At 47.6% G+C, this 18,876-nt stretch carries 20 protein-coding genes; 10 read left to right on the plus strand and 10 right to left on the minus strand.

The features are described from left to right. Nucleotides 1-345 precede the first annotated feature (345 nt). Together HGH90_RS00645 and HGH90_RS00650 are read right to left on the minus strand one after the other, a co-directional pair. Complete coding sequence (locus HGH90_RS00645; protein ID WP_169190104.1) at nt 346-2,889, minus strand: galactose oxidase; 2,544 nt, start codon at nt 2,887-2,889, stop codon at nt 346-348. Between the two features lie 138 nt (nt 2,890-3,027). After that, nucleotides 3,028-3,315 carry a hypothetical protein gene (locus HGH90_RS00650; protein ID WP_169190105.1) on the minus strand — a complete coding sequence of 96 codons (288 nt, stop codon included), beginning with the start codon at nt 3,313-3,315 and terminating at the stop codon, nt 3,028-3,030. Between the two features lie 349 nt (nt 3,316-3,664). Between HGH90_RS00650 and HGH90_RS00655 the strand changes: the two genes are divergently transcribed. Further along, the gene (locus HGH90_RS00655) at nt 3,665-4,141 is read left to right on the plus strand and encodes a group II truncated hemoglobin (protein ID WP_168765583.1); all 477 of its coding nucleotides are present in this window, start codon (nt 3,665-3,667) and stop codon (nt 4,139-4,141) included. A gap of 209 nt (nt 4,142-4,350) precedes the next feature. Continuing rightward, on the plus strand, nt 4,351-4,656 hold the full coding sequence (locus HGH90_RS00660) for a hypothetical protein (RefSeq protein ID WP_169190106.1): 306 nt from the start codon (nt 4,351-4,353) through the stop codon (nt 4,654-4,656). Nucleotides 4,657-4,668: 12 nt separating this feature from the next. On the opposite strand, the gene HGH90_RS00665 is transcribed toward HGH90_RS00660, so the two are convergent. The 4 genes from HGH90_RS00665 to HGH90_RS00680 all read right to left on the minus strand — a co-directional run bounded on the left by HGH90_RS00665 (nt 4,669) and on the right by HGH90_RS00680 (nt 6,926). Next, nucleotides 4,669-5,151, minus strand: a complete 483-nt coding sequence (locus HGH90_RS00665) for a hypothetical protein (protein ID WP_168765585.1) — start codon at nt 5,149-5,151, stop codon at nt 4,669-4,671. Nucleotides 5,152-5,201: 50 nt separating this feature from the next. Further along, on the minus strand, nt 5,202-5,684 hold the full coding sequence (locus HGH90_RS00670; protein ID WP_169190107.1) for a hypothetical protein: 483 nt from the start codon (nt 5,682-5,684) through the stop codon (nt 5,202-5,204). Nucleotides 5,685-5,693: 9 nt separating this feature from the next. Beyond that, entirely contained in the window at nt 5,694-6,074 is a 381-nt protein-coding gene (locus HGH90_RS00675) for a PH domain-containing protein (protein WP_145673253.1), read from the minus strand. A gap of 150 nt (nt 6,075-6,224) precedes the next feature. Beyond that, nucleotides 6,225-6,926, minus strand: a complete 702-nt coding sequence (locus HGH90_RS00680) for a DUF2461 domain-containing protein (RefSeq protein ID WP_169190108.1) — start codon at nt 6,924-6,926, stop codon at nt 6,225-6,227. A gap of 155 nt (nt 6,927-7,081) precedes the next feature. Between HGH90_RS00680 and HGH90_RS00685 the strand changes: the two genes are divergently transcribed. Beyond that, nucleotides 7,082-8,134, plus strand: coding sequence for an AAA family ATPase (locus tag HGH90_RS00685; RefSeq protein WP_169190109.1), 1,053 nt, complete (start codon nt 7,082-7,084; stop codon nt 8,132-8,134). On the opposite strand, the gene HGH90_RS00690 is transcribed toward HGH90_RS00685, so the two are convergent. Continuing rightward, the gene (locus HGH90_RS00690) at nt 8,131-8,871 is read right to left on the minus strand and encodes a LuxR C-terminal-related transcriptional regulator (RefSeq protein WP_168765589.1); all 741 of its coding nucleotides are present in this window, start codon (nt 8,869-8,871) and stop codon (nt 8,131-8,133) included. The two genes, HGH90_RS00685 and HGH90_RS00690, sit on opposite strands and share 4 nt — an antisense overlap. A 432-nt stretch (nt 8,872-9,303) precedes the next feature. On the opposite strand from HGH90_RS00690, the gene HGH90_RS00695 reads away from it, so the two are divergent. Next, a complete protein-coding gene (locus HGH90_RS00695) occupies nt 9,304-9,681 on the plus strand; it encodes an iron chaperone (protein ID WP_169190110.1) in 378 nt (125 codons plus the stop codon). A gap of 234 nt (nt 9,682-9,915) precedes the next feature. On the opposite strand, the gene HGH90_RS00700 is transcribed toward HGH90_RS00695, so the two are convergent. Next, complete coding sequence (locus HGH90_RS00700) at nt 9,916-10,992, minus strand: M48 family metallopeptidase (protein ID WP_169190111.1); 1,077 nt, start codon at nt 10,990-10,992, stop codon at nt 9,916-9,918. A 6-nt stretch (nt 10,993-10,998) separates the two neighbouring features. Continuing rightward, nucleotides 10,999-11,967, minus strand: a complete 969-nt coding sequence (locus HGH90_RS00705; RefSeq protein ID WP_169190112.1) for a YjgN family protein — start codon at nt 11,965-11,967, stop codon at nt 10,999-11,001. Between the two features lie 155 nt (nt 11,968-12,122). Between HGH90_RS00705 and HGH90_RS00710 the strand changes: the two genes are divergently transcribed. Both HGH90_RS00710 and HGH90_RS00715 read left to right on the plus strand, forming a co-directional pair. Next, on the plus strand, nt 12,123-12,983 hold the full coding sequence (locus HGH90_RS00710) for a helix-turn-helix domain-containing protein (protein ID WP_211172562.1): 861 nt from the start codon (nt 12,123-12,125) through the stop codon (nt 12,981-12,983). A gap of 88 nt (nt 12,984-13,071) precedes the next feature. Next, nucleotides 13,072-13,833 (plus strand): MBL fold metallo-hydrolase, encoded by a 762-nt coding sequence (locus HGH90_RS00715; RefSeq protein ID WP_169190114.1) that lies wholly within the window; start codon nt 13,072-13,074, stop codon nt 13,831-13,833. Nucleotides 13,834-13,953: 120 nt separating this feature from the next. Here HGH90_RS00715 and HGH90_RS00720 read toward each other — a convergent pair whose 3' ends face one another. Continuing rightward, the gene (locus HGH90_RS00720; protein WP_169190115.1) at nt 13,954-14,211 is read right to left on the minus strand and encodes a hypothetical protein; all 258 of its coding nucleotides are present in this window, start codon (nt 14,209-14,211) and stop codon (nt 13,954-13,956) included. Nucleotides 14,212-14,650: 439 nt separating this feature from the next. On the opposite strand from HGH90_RS00720, the gene HGH90_RS00725 reads away from it, so the two are divergent. The 4 genes from HGH90_RS00725 to HGH90_RS00740 all read left to right on the plus strand — a co-directional run bounded on the left by HGH90_RS00725 (nt 14,651) and on the right by HGH90_RS00740 (nt 18,876). Continuing rightward, nucleotides 14,651-15,115, plus strand: a complete 465-nt coding sequence (locus tag HGH90_RS00725) for a GbsR/MarR family transcriptional regulator (RefSeq protein WP_168765596.1) — start codon at nt 14,651-14,653, stop codon at nt 15,113-15,115. A 64-nt stretch (nt 15,116-15,179) separates the two neighbouring features. Then, nucleotides 15,180-16,511: a TolC family protein gene (locus HGH90_RS00730; RefSeq protein WP_169190116.1), complete on the plus strand. Its 1,332-nt coding sequence runs from the start codon at nt 15,180-15,182 to the stop codon at nt 16,509-16,511. An 8-nt stretch (nt 16,512-16,519) separates the two neighbouring features. Beyond that, nucleotides 16,520-17,617, plus strand: coding sequence for an efflux RND transporter periplasmic adaptor subunit (locus HGH90_RS00735; RefSeq protein ID WP_169190117.1), 1,098 nt, complete (start codon nt 16,520-16,522; stop codon nt 17,615-17,617). Continuing rightward, nucleotides 17,614-18,876, plus strand: coding sequence for an ABC transporter permease (locus tag HGH90_RS00740; protein WP_168765599.1), 1,263 nt, complete (start codon nt 17,614-17,616; stop codon nt 18,874-18,876). Before HGH90_RS00735 ends, HGH90_RS00740 begins: the two co-directional genes overlap by 4 nt.

The following is an 18,876-nucleotide window of genomic DNA, read 5'->3' on the forward strand; positions in this document are numbered from 1 at the left end:
TCGTCTCTACTTAAAGTAAAATATTAAATACAGTAAAATCAATTTAATAAACAACACTTGCAACATATTAATAATCAAGTAATTGAAAAAAATACATTTTGTAATACTTTAAGCGATCCAATTCCCGCAATACGGCACTTTTCGTAGGCGGGTGCTGGTGAGTACACATAAAAAATGCCGGTGAACTACCTCACCGGCATTCTATTATTCGTAATAAAAACGGCCTAAGTGCTCAAGACGTGGAATCTTGTCTTATTCATTTGTTATCTGCAAATTAGCAGCCGTCCCTTAATGAAGGCACTAATAAAGCACTAACACTGGTATTAAAACCCTGAAAATTATTTTTTATTTATCGCCGGAGAAGTCGGTAAACACCTGGGGGAATTCTTCCCCGTACATATGAAGGTATTCTTTGGTGAATTTATTGAAGACTGCTTTTGCCAGTGAATGACGGCCCAGGGAAATAAGACTGCTGCATTTAAGTCGCAGCGCCTCTTCATTCACCGGGTCAAAGAGGAAGATACTATCTGCCATTTCGATCAGGAGCTCGGCGTCGGTAGGAAACTGCTCAGCGGCGTCGGTCAACATCGTCAGCGCAGCATTGGAAATCTCCGACTGTATGTCTTCCAGCCAGGTATAATTGGCGTCGGGCAAGAAGGCGCCCCGGCGCAATATGCCCAGCAGCTCGCGTACCCGCGCCTTATTGAATGGACGCGGCGCCTGCAATAGCTGTTGAAAATCGGCCAGGTCCATCCGGATATCGGATGACGCATACTGTAAGCTCCAGCGGTCCGCCTCCTTCACAAATGCACAGGTCCCCAACTTATCCAGGATCGCCTTCAGCTTTACCATATTCACTGAACGGTTATTTTGCGCTTCCTTGTTCGACTTATCCCGCCAAAGCGTTGCATACAACCTTTCCGACGAAATGCCTTTGCCGGTGCGAAGGGTATGAATGCTGATCAGCAGGAACAATTCCTTCAGCAACGGCGTGAAGAATTTGGTGACGTCCTGCCCTGCTTTATCCTGTACTTCAAATGGACCGAAGAAAAAGATATGCCCCCGTTTATCGGGTTCGGCTGGTAATGCTACCTCCGGCCCAGGTGTAGGTTCCGGTATCTCTACCTGCACTTCCGGCGTTGCCGGCGCAGGATGCACGGCAACCGGTTTAACCGGTTGCCGGCCACGGCCTTTCCACCACCATACCAGCAGTCCCAATACCGGCAGCACCAGCAAATAATACCAGCGAAACGGCGATGATACCGGTAAAGCCGTACTGGTTGTCAGCAGTTCGGGCGGAAACTCCAGCGTGTATACCTTCACGGTAGTCACATTGTCTTTTGAAGTATACAGGGTTACCGCCACCAGTTGCTTACTGTCTTTACAATAATAAAGGTCGGCAAATGACTTGATGTCGTGGAAAGAATAGGGAATGGTACCTGCCAGCGGCGTATACCCGGGTGTTTCCAGCGATCCGCGAATCAGTTGTAAAGCAGTATTGAATTTGTCGTCCGGGAAAATCAGTGCATACCAGGTTTTATGGTCAGCATCAAGTACCAGGCTGTTGGCAAAGCAAAACTGTGTAGGCGGGTCGGGCAACTGGTATATTTTATGAAAAGCCCGGTCTTTTACCACGTACCGCACCAGGTCGTAGTAATGACGGGGATTCACCACTTGGTTACCACTATTACTACCGTATCCTCCCATCACATATGCAGTATCGCCGTTGGGCGTGGCGCCAACTGCCGCCAGGTAACGGGGCGTCATCCGCTCACCGGTAGTGGCGATGGAATCCCATTGCTTATCAGTAAACCGGTACCGTTGTACTTTGTTCTTATATTGTAATTGTCCATACCCCAGCAGTACATACAGGGACGAGTCGGTCCGGGATACGAACTTATTGGCCTGCCAGAAAACCGTGAGCAGGTCTGGCGCATAGCTCACATCCCATTTGCGGGACACCGTATCGAAGGCTCCTGCTTTCTGGTGATCTATATAATAATTATACAGGCGATGATTGAAAGGATTGAATACCGACTGGTTGCCAGGCATAAGGGAATCCAGCGGCTGCGATAATTTCAGGACTTGTTTCTGCGCTTGCTTAAAAAAGATATCATATAGGGAGTCGCGCGACACGACATACAACACTTCCTTTTCCCGGTCGAAAGCCACGCTGGGATTACCGTTTATTTCCCAGCTTTGCAGCAGGCGCCATTCGCGGTGTTTAGGTCCTATCCAGTCGGCGTTCCGGATGGCGGCTTTTTTCCCAGCTATTACGTCCATGGCAATGTGCCCGTCGTTTTCCGACAGGGGCCATTTGTAGGTAACCTGCCCATCTTCACTGACCTGGATATCGCGCAGGTTCATTGGCGGAATATCCACCGTCTGAAACCCTTCATAAGTGTTGGTGCCAAAAAACACGTGCATACAGGTGCCGGCTTGTAATTTCACCGGGCCATGAGCAATGATGCGGCCATTTACCGAAAGAGCAGCCTGGTGCGTGGTCACATCAAATGTAAACCCTATACGGGTCCACTGACCACACAGGGCAGCGGAATCCACCACGAAAGCGGTGGAATAATTTTCGCCGATCAGGAAGTTAAACGTGCGTTCTTTCTGGTTGTATACGAGGTCTATATTCTGGTGGCTATCCGTAATGATGCGCACTACGTAGCCAAAGTAAGTTTCTTTATAAGGGAGAAAATTAAGGTCGAACGACAGCGAGGTATTTTTTTTAATACACAGCGCACCGGCGGAGGTAAGATCCAGCGAGGTACGTTTTTCCTGTACGGCTTCATGGCTGGAAAAGCGAAGTCCATAAGACTGCGCATAATCAGCAGGTATGAAAAGAAGAACAGATAAAAACAGTAAAAGGATAAATTTCCACATACTCCGCTAAAGGCTAAAATAACTAACGATTCAATAATAAACTGATCCGGGCTTCGTGGAATATACAAATAATTAGTGTTTTTCTATACACTAATAATCAATCACAAATGTAGAAAGTACCCGTAAGTGTGCGAGATGTTACTTTATAAAATGGTGGACCAGCAGCTCCCACTCTTCCTGCAGGGAGCAGGCAGGACGCTTTTCTCCAGCCTGGCGATACCAGTAGTCCGCGTTGCCAAGGTCGCCTTCTACCCGGTGTAAATAGGCATGTACGCGGGCAGCAGTAGTTCCCGGCAGATCGTCGACCAGGTCGTGGGCCCTGGCCCAATTGCCTTTGCCATCGTACCATAATGATTCCAGGAACACAGAAATATGCTCGGGTGGCCGCGCCTGTTGCAAGGATTGCTTAAACTGATTAAAGTCCATCTTATAATTTTACCTGCCTTTGAATATCACCCTCAAATATACGGCAGCGGGATACAAATTGTCAATGCCGGGCTTGCTGTTGATATTAAATTAGCACTTAAGAAGACATATCTTTTCTTTTATGTGTTTATCCTATATAATTTCCGTTTATCCGTCTTCCGGGGGAAAGTTTCAGGTGTACCCATGGCCTAAACGTACTATCGTTGGCGTTAGCCTGCCCTTTCTTCTACCTGGCAAACAAAAATGATGGCCGGGATATTTCTGTTCTCATTGAACTTACTTTTTGGTAAGTTGTTGATTTCGTCGTGCGACGATGGTAGCTTTATTGTTTATTGTTAAACCGAATGACATGGAAACGAATAAACAAGTCCCTTCTCTTTATGAATGGGCGGGCGGGATGCCGGTATTTGAAAAACTGATGGTGGCATTTTACGACAAGGTATTGAAGGACGAATTACTGGAACCTATCTTCCGGCATATGTCGCCTACCCACCAGGTGCATGTAGCGCATTTCTTTGCGGAGGTATTTGGAGGTCCTAAAATATACAGCAGCAATGAAGGCTCGCATGCAGCGATGGTAACGAAGCACCTGGGCCGGCACCTAACAGAGGAACACCGGAAAAGATGGGTACAACTGCTGGTGGCCACGGCCGATGAGCTGGAGCTGCCCGCGGATCCGGAGTTCCGGTCGGCATTTGTAGCCTATGTGGAATGGGGCACCCGGATAGCGGTCATCAATTCCCAGGATACTAACCTTACTATGAACCCTCATGAACCCATGCCTAAATGGGGCTGGGGAGAACCCGGCGGCCCCTATCAGCCCTGATAGCTATGGTTGGCGCAGGAGCACCAATGCCTTCCGGAAATGGCGACACTCCTGTAGCTCCTCCACTATTTTGTGGAAGCTACCGCTATTCCCGCGATTAACCAGATAAACCTGTCTTGTTTACAAGCGTCTTTACAAATGCAATATTTTTTTTAACTTAGTATTAAAATGGAAACTACCCCATGCGCCTCTTCCCTATTGTTGTTTGTATGCTTTTGACAGCTACCGCCTGTAAATTTTCACCTCACCGGAAAAGCATCCTCGCAGCCCCCGAACATCACGCACCCAACGATACCGTATTCCAGGAAAGCATTCCAGCTGATTTTTTGAATAGTACCGCCAACGACTATACGCCCAGGCACCCGGCAGTACCTACCGCCGCTTCCCCTGCTCCCGATTCTTTTTCGGAAACAGCGATGGTAGATACGGTAGCAGAAGTGGAACCAGGACAGGAATTAGTGCCACAACCGGTAATCCTGGTGGAAGAAGACCGGTATCATGTGGTGGAAGAGTAATGCAGATGGCGCTTATTGCCGCGAAGTATCTATTGCTTCCCATTTCGCTCTGACCTTCCATAGCATGATGGCGTAAGGTATTTCCAGCGCCAGGCTAATTACAGCGATGCCTATGGCCGAAATCACGGGATCAAGATGATCACCTGGCCACAAAAGAATGCTTCCGATATTAAAAAACTGCAGTAATATAGACATGCTGGTAACGATCAATGCCAATAGGATGCCTGGCTTCTTTTCCCTTAAAATGAGTAAACTTGATAAGACCCATACCACCAGGAATGCCAGGATCAATGCTTGCCCAATTACCTGTTCTTCCCGGTCAGGATCACCAATCACCCTATAAAGCTCCTTCATGGTGCGGAGCATGCCCAGGCTACCAAGTACCAGGATCCACCAAACATATCGCTTTAATGGCCTGGACAAAAGGTCACGGCGCCGTATAGTCGTTTCCGTTAAAAACTCTTCGTCGAAAATGGAGGAGGGTTCGTTTTCCATATCTTAAGAATTAAAACAGGAGTATACCGGTTCCCCTGTTATTATTGTTACTAGAGACTTTTACTTTCTAGTTCCTTCTTTGAAAACGCCATGGTTTCCCAGTCCTTCTTTATTTTTACCAGCATCACGAGGAAAGGTAATCCGAATAATACGGATCTAATATCATCTCCCATGTTGGCAAAACTTAATCCTTGCGTCAGCTGGTAAATCATTCCGCCGCCCTGCACACACAAGATTATACCCGTTACGATGAGAGCAATGAGAATTGCCTCTTTCTTTTCCAGCCAGATAAGCAGGCAAGATACGATCCGCATCACAGGCAAGATCAGGTTAATGGCCCCTGAAAGGAAGTCAATCCTCAATGATACGTTGAAAGCTATAATCATATATAAGGCGGCTAACAGCGTAAAAGCACACCACACAATATAAAGCCATACGTATATTTTCAGCCAGGTCGACATCAGCTCCCGGCGGCGTATAGCTGTGGCCGCGAAAAAGTCGTGCTCAAAGATAGAGGAAGATTCATTTTCCATACGCTGCTATTAACCCAGTACATAAAATGCCAGCACGCGCTGTACTTCGTACACATCTACCGATTTGGTGAACTGTTTTGTGATGCTCGGCTGCTGCTCCCCAGAAATCCAGATCTTCAGCTCTGCATCCAGGTCGAAGGTACCGGCAGATTCCACGCTGAACCGGGAAATGCTTTTATAGCTGATACTACGGTACTCCGTTTTGCTGCCGGTCAGCCCTTGTTTATCGATCAGGATGAGTCGCTTGTTGGTAAATATAAACATGTCCCTGATCAGCTTAAACCCAAGTTCGATCTTCTCGGTATCTATCAGTAATTTACCATATTCCTGTTGTAATTTTTGCGGATCTACGGCTCCGGCATTGCCCAGCAGCCCTGAAAAAAATCCCATATAAAACGTATTGAGGTAATCAGTTATAAAAATATAAACCCATGCCCGGCTTGCTTAACAGAAAGATTGGCTACAGCATCATTCATGGGTATAAGTATTCTTTATAAATATAAGATGATTGCGGGAGATTAAAAATCTCCCGCATAAAAACTATGCTTCCTCTCCATTGGCGTCGGCCGTTAGCGCCATGCTCATATAATCGAAGAAAGGCCGCATTCCCTGGAAGGTGCGGTTAGCTTCCGCCAAAAAGGATTCACTTAATACCTCCTTATCAGAAAAATTGCGTATAAGCAAAAACTGCTTATACCTCAACAGGTCAATGGCTTCATGATCGGCGTCAAAGCCTTTAGGAGTGGTTTTCAACTGCTCGCCCTGTAAAGTGCCAAACAGCGAGGTAAATGCTTTGCTTTTCAATATTTTCCGCAGCGGGGCCGGATCAAAGGCAATTTCATCCCGGATCTTCTTCAGATCATCGGGCACAGGACCAAAAAAGCCACCGGCAATAAAGCTGTTGCCAGGTTCCAGCTGCATATAATACCCACCCCGGCGCTGTTTGGTGGCCCGCCTGAACGCCAGGCTCCAATGGGATTTATAAGGCGTTTTATCTTGTGAGAAACGGGTGTCCCGGTAAATACGGAATAGGCTCTTCTTGCCGGAAGGCGTTTCAATCAGGTCATGGGTCGATAACTGCTCCAGCAGGGCATCTGCAAACGCCGCTACCGCATCTTGTTCCTGTACGAACGTCGTTTTATGTTCATTAAACCAGTCCCTGTTATTGTTTGCCTTCAGCTGCTGTAAAAATTTAAAGGAAGACGGGTTGATCTGTGGTATTACTGTTGCACGTTTTGCCATATAGCATCTATCATTTTATTTCCTGCGTATCACGGGTATGCGCCTACGCCGGGCCATTACAAAAGTCGATTTTTTTAGGGAGAGAACCCATCTTCTCATCAAAGTATTTTTATCTTTACCGGTTATTATTGCATTCCTTATTCCTATCTGTATACATGAAGCGGGCTATTACGAGTAAAAATATCTACCGGCAGTTGCTGGCCGACCTGATTGGTAAAGATTCCTACCGGGGTGTTACCCTTACGTATTCCTGGCTGGCCAACCAGTTTGGTCATTTCTCCCTGGGCTTTATTCCTACTTTCCTCTTCTTTCTTTTCCTGAAAAAAAGGATGGCAGATACCAGCGCCGCCCTCTGGGCCGCCTCGGTGATAAGTGCTATATGGTTGCTTTTTGAAACCTTCAACTTCCTGGGACCTTTACTGCTCTCTAAACGCGGCGATGTAAAAAAGGCCTATGTATTTCAGCCAGCCTGGGGCAATATTGCGTTTGATACCGTTACCGATCTGCTGTTCTTCTGGTTCGGCGCCTTCACGGCTTCGCTCTGCTGCGCTCCTACCAACACGGCGCTGATGATAGCTATTGTGCTGGCGATCGGTATGATATATCCTGCCTATTATTGGTATCTCACCAAAATGTACCTGCAAACGCCGGCTTACCCTTTCCAGTTCCGCCTCAGCCAATGGAATACGGAAAAAATACCAGATACTGATGTGGCCCTTGTCCAACGTTTTCTGGATAATGAAGTACAAGGCATGCACCTGTTCCTGTTTGGACCTAAGAGAAGCGGCAAGACCAGCCTCAGCGTGGCCATTGCCACCGAGCTATCTATCCGGCATCATGCGGCAGTATACACCTCCGCCATGAAGCTGTATTGCATGTTCTTTGAACAGGACGAACACGCTACCGCCGATACTCTATGGACCTGGCGCCGGGCTTCCATACTGGTAATCGATGATATTAATCCCGGTCACCCCATCAAAGAAGAGCTGATCAGCCCGGAGCGTTTTCTCAGCTTTGTAGATACCTTTTCTACCAATGATATCAACCGCACGGTACTCAAACAAACCAATGTAATCTGGGTTCTGGGCGATGATGACGACGCCAGGAAACTATCTGAAAGATGGAAGAATATGCTGCACAGTATAGGCGTAGAAAAAGAGAAAATGCTCTCTCTTAACCTGGAATTAGCCGAAACACCTGTATGCTAGGGCAGGATATGATTGGCAAAGGCAAAACTGATCAGGTGTGTCAGGCTTTTTACTTCAAACCTCTTATACATCGGGATAATCCTTTTTTCGATGGCCGACTGGGAAACGCCAAAGCGGGCAGCTATTTCCTTAAAGGAATATCCTTCCGCCACCAGGGAGAGAGCTTCCTTTTCCTTCTCTGAAATAGCATAGTGCCGGAACAACTGCTTATTGAGCTCATCTTCAAACTCCGATTTTTCGGGGCCATAGGCGGCATAGCGCATTACATTACCCAGCTTAATACTTTCATTCCGCTGCGAATGGCCAATGATGCTGGAAACGTGGCCCTGCTCCGCTTTAAATACGCCTACTTTGGAAATCAAGGGGATGTGCGTACCGTTTTTATGAATCTTCTTTAACTCGATCGTAAAACTGTATTGCTCCAGGTCGGTGGTTTTATTATGCAGAAACATCAATGCCTTGTCGTTCAACTCATTGGAAAACGGGGCATATTCCGGCGCCGTGATATTCACAATCGTTAACATGGTAATTTCGTCATCCCGGTATCCCAGTAAGTCTTCCCAACCATCGGCATATAACATGCGGTTTTCTTTAAACGAATAAATATAGATCGCCTCATCCGGGAAGCGCCTGATGGTTTTCTTAAATTCCTTTGCCTCCGGACTGTTGAGATCAGCCGGCACGTCTGTGATAAAAGTCTTTGAATAGTTCCCTAAGTCCAACCTGTCGGATTGCATATTTTTTTGCCCTAAAAGTAACAAAGAAAATGAGAACCTGCGAATTTACGCAGTTGACCAGTCATGAATACTATGATACTTTTGCCGCTGTAATACAAGCTATTAATAATAGCAGGACAAACGCTGAAAGGCCTTTTATCCGGTACCCCATAAACCATACTTCTTTATCAGCTGATGGTTTATCATTATAAAGTTGAGTTCGAAAAACCGCCCTTCTCCGTCATTCTTGTCATGTTCCCCAAACATAGCGCGGCTTTTACAGCCACGCTATGTTATTTCCGAATACACCTGCTTTCATTTTAAGCCCCGGTAACGGCCACCCTCCCGGCCTAAAATGGGGATGTCGCATCTGCCCCAGATACTGTCGCTTTTACACCGCCTAGTTCCGGCAATACCTATGTAAATTTGTTACAGGTCAAATTTTGAAGCGCCATGAACAACGCCCATTTTGATACGATAGATGCATACATTGCCACTTTTCCCAGGGCCATACAAACCATCCTGGAAGAAATCCGGACCACGATAAGAAAAGCCGCGCCTGATGCAGAAGAAGCTATCCGTTATGGTATTCCCACATTCAGGTTACAGGGTAACCTGGTGCATTTCGCCGCGTTTAAAAATCATATTGGCTTCTATCCCACCCCCAGCGGTACGGAAGCATTTAAAGATGAAATAGCTCCCTACCGCGCCGGGAAAGGCACGATACAATTTCCACTGGATGCCCCCATGCCGTTAGGCCTCATTACTAAAATTGTCAAGTTCCGGGTAAAGGAATCAATGGCTGCCAAAGTGGCTGTAAAGAAGAAATAAATGCGGCGCGTTAAAACCGGCCGTAGATATACCTGCGGGTAAACTGGTGCCGGTCAAATCTTTATCCGCTACCACCGCAAACTGTGCGTGAACAAGGGAACAGGCAGGTAGTAAAAGAGCCGCTGATATTATTTTTCTATAGAGAGATAGCATATGCAGGGGGGACCAGGTATGCTACAAGTTATGGGAAATTTTGTTCGTCACCATATTTCGTATACCCGCTGCCGGTATAGATCAGCGGGAAGACTCCTTTAATTGTTGAAACAGCGCCGCCATAGCGGGGTGTTGCTTAGCGGTAGCCGGATACCGGGCAATCTGTTGCTGCACATAGCGCACGCGGCGATCTGTGAGCGGATGAGTGCTAATAAACTCAGGGATATGATGCTGGTGATCCAGTTGTTGCAATGTTTCCATCAGCGACAGCATACCTTGCTGGTCAATATGGTTTTCCCGGAGGGTTGCCAGACCAGTCAGGTCAGCCTGCTCTTCATACTGGCGGGAATACCGCAGGCTATTGAGCGATGCCGCATTGGAAAACAGCTGCCCGGTAAGCGTACCCCCTCCGCTGAAGATTAGGTTGATGATCAGCATACTGCTCATATTGCTGCAAAGGGCGCGGATAGCGTGACGGCGGGTAACGTGGGCCACTTCATGCGATAATAATGCGGCCAGCTGCTCCGGTGTTTTCAGTTTTTTCAACAAGCCGGTATACACCACCATATATCCACCTGGAAGGGCGTACGCATTTTCTATATCCCGGCGGGATACCACAAAGGTGAGGCTATCCCGCGTATCCCATTGTATCTGCCGGGCGAAGGCGGTAAGCAGGGCGCTGGCCGCCGTATCCACCAGCTCGGGGTTGCTGTTACGCGCCATTTCCCCCAGCTGCCGGTCGAAGGAGTGCGGCAACCGCTCTGCTGCGATGCCGGCGCACCAGGGCAATACCACGAAATTGCCAACCAGCAGGAGCGCTATCATACCCAGCACAATAGCCAGGCTCCATTTAAGGCCGCCACGGACCACCAGCTGCTCAAGGCGGGTAATCCGTGACGGCTTATAATACTGCAGGAACGTTTTTACAAACGCCGGATCGCTTACCTCCAGCGTGCCAGCATCCGCCCCCTGGTGGGTAATGCGGATAAAGCTGCGGTCAGTCAGGTCGACCTGCATATCGGCAAATAACCAATATACCGGCTGGACGACGCCGTCTTCTGCACCCGGTACCTGTAGCAACAAACCCGCTTCTACTACCAATACGGTAATAGTAATAGATTTGGCTACCTGGTGATTGTAAAATTGTCCTGTAAACATTCCTGGTTAAATAATGCTCAGATCCAGCATGTCTGCCAGGTCTTCGCCAGTTGCGTTTTTATATTCCTCTTCTGTTTGCGCCAACTCATCCAGTGCGATATTGCCTTCTATTTCCACGTTGTCCATCAGGAACTTGATGGTATTGGTTTGCACCCAGGCATAGCCGATGCCCAGCGTGAAAATCAACAACAAGGCATTCAAAATCAACAGCCCGGCAAAAGCACCGCCAGATGCGGTAGAACGGAAGTTAAACACTTTATCGCCATGCAGCAAACGCATATGATCAATATTATAGCGGAAAATATCTGCCTGCCACCAAAAACCATAAATTCCCAGGGTGATAATGGTCAGGAAATATCCTTTCAGGTTCATCTTGAAATACTCCCAGCCATCTCCCTCATAGAAAAACACTCCGCTTCCAAAACGGATATTGCCTACCACATAGTTGCGGATTTTCATAAACATCCAGGAGCCATAAAAGCCCAGGGTAACGATGGTCAGTAACATTTCTCTGATAAACAATTTTACAAACTCATTCCGGTTACCGCGGTATCCGAAACGAATACCTCTCCAGGTAGTCCGGGACCAGTGGTAACGGTTAGCACCGTGAATGGCTACGGGCACCACAAAAACGATCGCCGCCAGGTATACCAGCAGTCCAAGGAAAGGTACTTTCATCCAGGCAAAGAGACCTACCATCGCTCCGATGACCAAAAGAATACCCAGCGCTTTCAGGAAGCCAATAAACATTTCCTTCCCCGTGCCGTTCCAGGCAAAGCGGGAACCTTCCATTTCTGTAGAAGCATAAAGAAAACGCAGGCGCGCTGCACGGGCCCAGGGATAATAAAATCCGAGTGTAACCACCGACAGCAACATGTTCACGATCAGGATACCAAAATAAGAAGATCCACTCCCCTTGAAACTCAAGGAAGGAGCAATTGCTACAGGCCCCGAAGGGCTATACTGTTGTTCCATAAATAGGGATTAAAATGATATAGATTAATGAGGTAAAAATATAAATATTTTTTACAATACAAAACTCCGTTTATTACCAGCACATTCTGGACCATGATATTTCCTTACATTTGGCGACTGGACCAACAACTATGCAGGTACCTTTAAAAACTATCTTGTTCAAAAAAACGGAATGTGGCGTCGACTTTCTGCTGAATGTGCTTGATGGCAAACAACAGCAAAAACGCTGGACCAATAACAATATCTATAACACCAACTTTTTCGAAATATCCTTCTTTAAGAAAGCCAAAGGCCGGCTATTGCTGGATCAGCGACAGGTGGGCATAAGCAATAATACTGTTCTTTTCATTTCCCCCTTTCAGAAAAGGCAATGGCCCGCGGCACTGGAAGAACCGGATTTTACCACGCTGATATTCCAGGAAGACTTCCTGAATGATTTTTTTGCAGACAAGCTGTTCACCTATCGACTGCTTTACTTTTACCAGCTGGACTACCCGCTGAACATGACCATCCCTGCCGATGAAATGGACAGGGCCTGCCATATTTTGCAGGAAATAAAAACAGAGCTTACTGCTACCAAACCTGATAGCGCACATATCATCCGGTCGCTACTGTATTACCTGTTGCAAAAATTAAACAGGCAATACGCCCATCAGCATCATCTGCCTATAGAAAAAACAGAAAACAATTATGCTCACCAGTTCAGGAAACTGCTGGAAGTACATATCCATGAAAAGCAGCGTATCAGCGAATACGCCGCACTGATGGGGATCAGCCGGATTTCTCTGAACAAAGCCGTGCAGGCCCAATTCAATGTAACCGCTACCCACTTGATGAAACACCGGCTACTGGCTGAAGTCCAAAATTACCTCCTGCATGAAAGGCTTACCGTAGCGGAAATTGCCGACAAGCTCAACTTCTCCGAACCACATCATCTCATGCGGTTCTTCAAATCGCAAACAGGTCTTACCACCGGCGAATTTATGGCCAGCTATCAAAACAGGCCCATTGAATAGCGCTTATCAAAATGGTAGTATCGGGCGCTGTTTGGGTAGGCAGCAGGCCAACCGGAGCTTGTATCTTTGACGTATAAAATCATTTGATATGTCGAGCATACAGCTAATAAGAAACGCTACATTGGTGATCCATTACGCCGGGAAAAAGATATTGGTAGATCCTATGTTCGCGCCCAAATCAGGTTTACGCTCTATTGCAGGAAAAGTGAAAAGTCCTACCGTAGCACTTCCGCTGCCAATAGCAGACATCATCCGCGGCACCGACCTGGTGCTGGTGACCCATACTCACGCGGATCATTTTGATGCTGCTGCCAGTGAAGCCTTAGATAAATCTCTGCCGTTGATCAATCAGCCCGCAGATGAGGCTTACTTCCAAAACGCACAATTCACTAATGCTATTACTGCATACGATACGCTCACCTGGGAAGGTATTACCATCCAGCGAACAGGCGGAGAACACGGTAGCGGTGAAGTACTCCAGAAAATGGGTACCGTGAACGGGTTTGTATTAAGCGCTGCAGGCAAACCTACCATTTATATTGCCGGCGATACTATCTGGATCCCGGAAATAGCGGGGTACCTCCATACCTTTCAGCCAGATTACGTAGTGATTAATTCCGGTGGCGCGGTCATGCCGGGTTATGAAGACACGCCCATCCTTATGGAAGAAAGTCAAACCATGGAGCTGATAAAAGGAAGCGGCCATGCTAAAATAATTGCGGTGCATATGGAAGCTATTGACCACTGCCGGACTACCCGGGAATCCTTACGTCAGAAAGCAAACGCGTGGAACGTACCGGAAGGGAAATTGACCATCCCCCAGGATGGAGCAATGGTAACGCTGCAGTAAACTCCTGCTAAACAGAAAGCATATACGAAAAAACCTTTGTTTTAGCGGACTTTTCTGCGTATGAGCTATCATCCTGGGATGCTTTATTCCTAGCAATGCAGCGGTGCGAAATGCTGCCGTTCACGGCTTCATATTGGACAGGATCTCCTGCCAAATTAAACGCACGATCTGCTCCTTTTCAACGGTATCCAATCTTTCCTTTACCGTCGTTTGTCCATCTTCATTAAATTCAAGATGTGCAGGAATAAAAGCAGGTAACACATTTTCTTCTTCTGCCGATGAAACGCTATAAGTAGTGATATCCTGCTCTTCATTTACATTCACATGAAAGCGATACGGCTTCTTGTCTATGTAAACAGTAATATCAGTTGTTTTCATTTGCATGTTTTTAACGGTTTTTAAATAGATGGAAATGCCCTGTTGATGTTGCAACTCAGTACACCTTTTTAGCGTGCCAAAAATCAGGAGTTATTAAACCAGTGAAAACAATAACAGTACCATTAATGCCATTTTCGGAAACTACATCATCGTCAGTTGACGTTGCAAATACCTGCGTGTACACCCCGGGCAATAGTATATCACACTTGTGAAGATCATTCCGACGGGAAAGACCTCATATCCGAATTTCGCATCACTATGTGCAATTCGTTACCCATTTCCCCCAGAAACCATCGTCATTAAATAGGTTGCGCGATTATTGAAGAATAGGTAGCAATACCATATCATATGGTTCACTGCCGTATTACTTAAACAAACTGGTTCTCTTTTTGGAAAACCAGTTTTATTTCTCCAACTTTGTCCAATAAAAACAGCAGCATTGGAAAAACACAGGGATAAGATTGAGCAACTTAGCGTTGCCATGGAAGGCCTGGGCCTTACACCGGTGGCGGCACGGACCTATATTTATCTCTTGCTGTGTAAAGACCACCAGGCTACGTTTGAACAGATCGTGGATTATTTCGGCGTGAGCAAAAGTGCCGTATCAAATGCCATCAAAATGCTGGAATCTACTAAAATGATCACGTCTAAAACTGTGGGCGGCCAGCGAAAACGCTACTTTTCGGCCAACCTGGCTGGCATCTTTAATGAGCAGACCATGACCGACAGGATCAAGGTTTTTTTCGGCATCCTGGATGAAATCAGGTCTATCCGCCACACCGATGACGCATTGAATGAGGAACTGGAAGCAGTAGCCCTGCTCTATAAAATGATGCTGGTAGAACTGCCGCTAATAATGGAACGATGGAAACGGACCGTCGCACTCAACAAAGCCCATCCATAAAGGCTTTTTTTTGCCGCGTTTGGTTCTTTAAGTTCAGAACTAAAAGAATAACAACTATTTAACGATGAAAACAGGGATTATTTTTCTGTTGCTGGCTGCCCAGATCCGGGTAGCGGCGGGACAAGTCATGCCGGAGAAAGACACAGGGCAACCTGCCACTACCTTCAGCTTACAGCAATGCCTTGACTATGCCAGCGCCCATAACCACGAACTGTTCGCCAAAGCGCAATCGGCCGATGCGGCTAATCAAGACCGGAGAACAGCGACAGCCGCTCTTCTCCCGGACATTACCATCACCGCAGCCATCAACAACTACTGGAAAATTCCCGTACAGGTATTTCCTGGAGAACTGGTAGGCCGACCTCCCGGCACTTTTGTACCAGTACGCATGGGTACTCCCTGGATGGGCAACTACGGTGCAGAAGCCAGCCTGCCCCTCGTAGATGTAAAAACCTGGCAAAACATCCGCCTGGCTAAGCTGCAGCAACAGGCTGCCAGCGGCGAATACCACTCCTTGCAACGGCTGCTGCAGAAAAATGTACGCATGGCTTACTATAGCGCACAGTTGCAGCAAGACTACCTGGTGGTAACACAACAACTGTACAGCAACTACCAGCAAATTCATGATCTGCTACAACTTCAGTTTAATAAGGGCCTGACAGATAAAATTGCTTTTAACCAGTCGGCCGTCCTGCTGAAAAACAGGCAACAAGCCGTAGAACAGGCCGCCGCATCATTGCAGGAAGCCTGGCTCGATCTGAAATTCTGGATGGGCTTTCCGCCCGACAGTCTGCTGCACACGCAGCCTACAGATCCTTTACCGCCGCTGGACATCCATAACTATAACGCCACGCAGCTCCCCGACTATGAGGCCGAGCAGCTGAAAGTATCTATCGCAGCACAACAATACCGCCATACTCAAGCTTCATTATATCCAAGCTTACACCTGAAAGGTTCTTATCAGCAACTGGGATTTGGCGATCAAATCAATTTCATCACCCGCTCGCCCTGGTTTACCGTTGGCTTTGCCGGCGTGGAATTACGTTTCCCCCTATCGTGGTCCAATTTCTCCGCCAAACCCCGGAGTAAGAAAGCGCAGTGGCAGGCTAGCTCCAGCCGGTTCAAACAATATGAAGCAGAACAGGAAAAAAAATATCGCGAGGAAAAAATACTGCTGGAAAAAGCAGCGGGCGATATACAGGTACTAAAAGAAAATATTGCCCTGGCGCAGGAAAATGAAGCCCTCAGCAGGCAGAAGATCAATAAAGGGATTATCGATATGATACAGTTGAAGGAAATACAACAAGACCTTTACGATGCTGAAGTAAAACTCAACGACGCGCGTACCGACTTTTTCAAACACTACACTGAACTCAACTATTTGCAACATCAATAACGATCTGCATGAAAACATGGCTTACTATAACAGGAATGACAATACTGTTCATTGCCTGCAAATCCAAAATGGCTACCTATACGGTGCAGTCCCGCACCCTGAATGAAGCCGTATATGCTTCCGGGGAAATAATGCCTGAAGCCTACTATTTCCTGAAAGCCAATTCCGCCGACCTGCTGCTGAAAGTGTTGGTAAAAGAAGGCGACACCGTACAGCAAAACCAGGTACTGGCAGTATTGGGCACACCCGGCCAGCTGGAACAGGTGAGCATCCTGCAACAGCAGGTAGCCCTGGCTGGCGCCAATACACAGGAAAGCGCTGCTCCGCTAACAGAATTGAAAAAGCGGATCGCGCTGGCCCAAACACAGCTGGAACAAGATGCCCTTAACGCCAAACGCTATACGGAGCTGGCACAAAGCAAGGCAGTATCGGAGAAAGATGCGGAACAGGCCAGGATACAGGCCGCCAACAGCGCTACACAATATAAAACCTTGCAGGACCAATACCATGCCATGCAAAACGATCTGGCCGCTAAACTGCTGCAGGCCCGGCAACAACTGACCGCCACGGCACAAGATCGCGAAGGCAAAGTGCTGAAAAGCCCTGTGAATGGACGCGTATACAGGGTATACCTGAAACCCGGCGAGCTGGCACAACTCAATGATCCCGTGGTGATGGTGGGACAGCCCGGCTCCTTCAAGCTGGAATTACTTGTGGACGAGCGGGACATCAGCAAAATACATAACGGCCAGCAAGTGTATTTCGAAACCGATGTCTACAAAGGCAAACAGTTTGCGGCGACCGTCAATAAGATCATTCCGCTGTTGCAAAAAGAAAGCCGCAGCTTCCAGGTGGAAGCCGCCGTCCGCGATACTGCTCTCTTTTACCCGCAGTCGTCCGTAGAAGCCAACATCGTTATACGGGAACACATAACAGCGCTGGTAGTGCCGGCTAATTACCTCCTGAAAGGCGACAGCGTGTACCTGCAACAAGGCAAAGCATTACAGAAAACCGCGATTGTTGCCGGCATCCGTAACGGCGACTGGGTGGAAGTTAAATCCGGACTGAAAGCAGGTGATGTCATTGCCCTAAAAGAAGTACCATGAAACTAATTACTAATATCAAACTCGCTGCTACCATCGCATTCACGCATATGCGCACCCGGTTGAAACAAACGCTGATCGCCACTGCCGGCGTCACCTTCGGGATTACCGTCTTTATTTTTATGGTCAGCTTCATACAAGGCTCTAATGATTTCGTACAGGCCGTAGCGTTTGAACAATCGCCCCACCTAAGGCTATATAACGAAATACAAACAGCACCGGCCAATATCATCGACAGGACCCATCCCGGTAACATCAACCTGGTCAGCCATGTTAAACCAAAAGACATCCTGCTCAACCTGAAAGATGGTCCACAGGTGGTACAGGCATTACAACAGGACCCGCGCGTAGCGGCCGTTTCCGGCGCTGTCAGTACCCAGGTCTTTTATCGCCTGGGCTCCAGTAGCATTAATGGTACCATCAATGGTATCCGCTTCGAACAGGAAAATGCCCTGTTTAATCTGCAAGCCAAACTGGTAGAAGGCAGCTTCAAAGAGCTGGCCACCCTGCCCAACAGCCTGGTAGTGGGCGTTGGCCTGGCGAGGCGGCTCAACGTTAAAACCGGCGACCGGCTCGAAGTGACAACCGACAAAGGCAACAACTTTTCTGTGAAAGTGGTCGGCATCTTTAAGACGGGGCTTACCGACATTGATAAACAACAAAGCTATGCGAGTTTGCATACCGTACAGCGGTTCCTGGAAGTACCGGTGTCCTATATTACCGACATCAAAATAAAGCTACATGATATGGAACTGGCCCCGGCCATGTTGCCGGAGCTGCAGGCTAAATACGGCGTTCACGGTTCCGATTGGAAACAGGACAACTCCGCCCTGCTCGAAGGCGATGCCCTCCGTAAAATGATCGTATATGGCGTAGCCGTTACAATCCTATTAGTTGCCGGCTTTGGTATTTTCAACATCCTCACCATGATGATCTATGAAAAGATGAAAGACATCGCCATCCTGAAAGCCATGGGCTTTTCCGATACCGACATCCGCTGGATATTCCTGGTGCAGGCGCTGATGATTGGGATCACCGGCGCGTTAATGGGACTGGTATTCGGATTCCTCGCTGCTTATGGCATTTCCAAAATGCCTTATAAGAGCGATGTAATGATCACGCTGGATCATCTGCCCGTCAGTTTCAGTGCCGTGTATTATGTTACCGGCTTCACTTTCGGGATGCTTACTACTACCCTGGCCGGCTACCTGCCTTCCCGCAAAGCCGCCCGAGTAGATCCTATCACGATTTTAAGAGGATAA

This window comes from Chitinophaga sp. Ak27 (genome assembly GCF_012726295.1).
In the GTDB taxonomy this organism is placed as follows: Bacteria; Bacteroidota; Bacteroidia; order Chitinophagales; family Chitinophagaceae; genus Chitinophaga.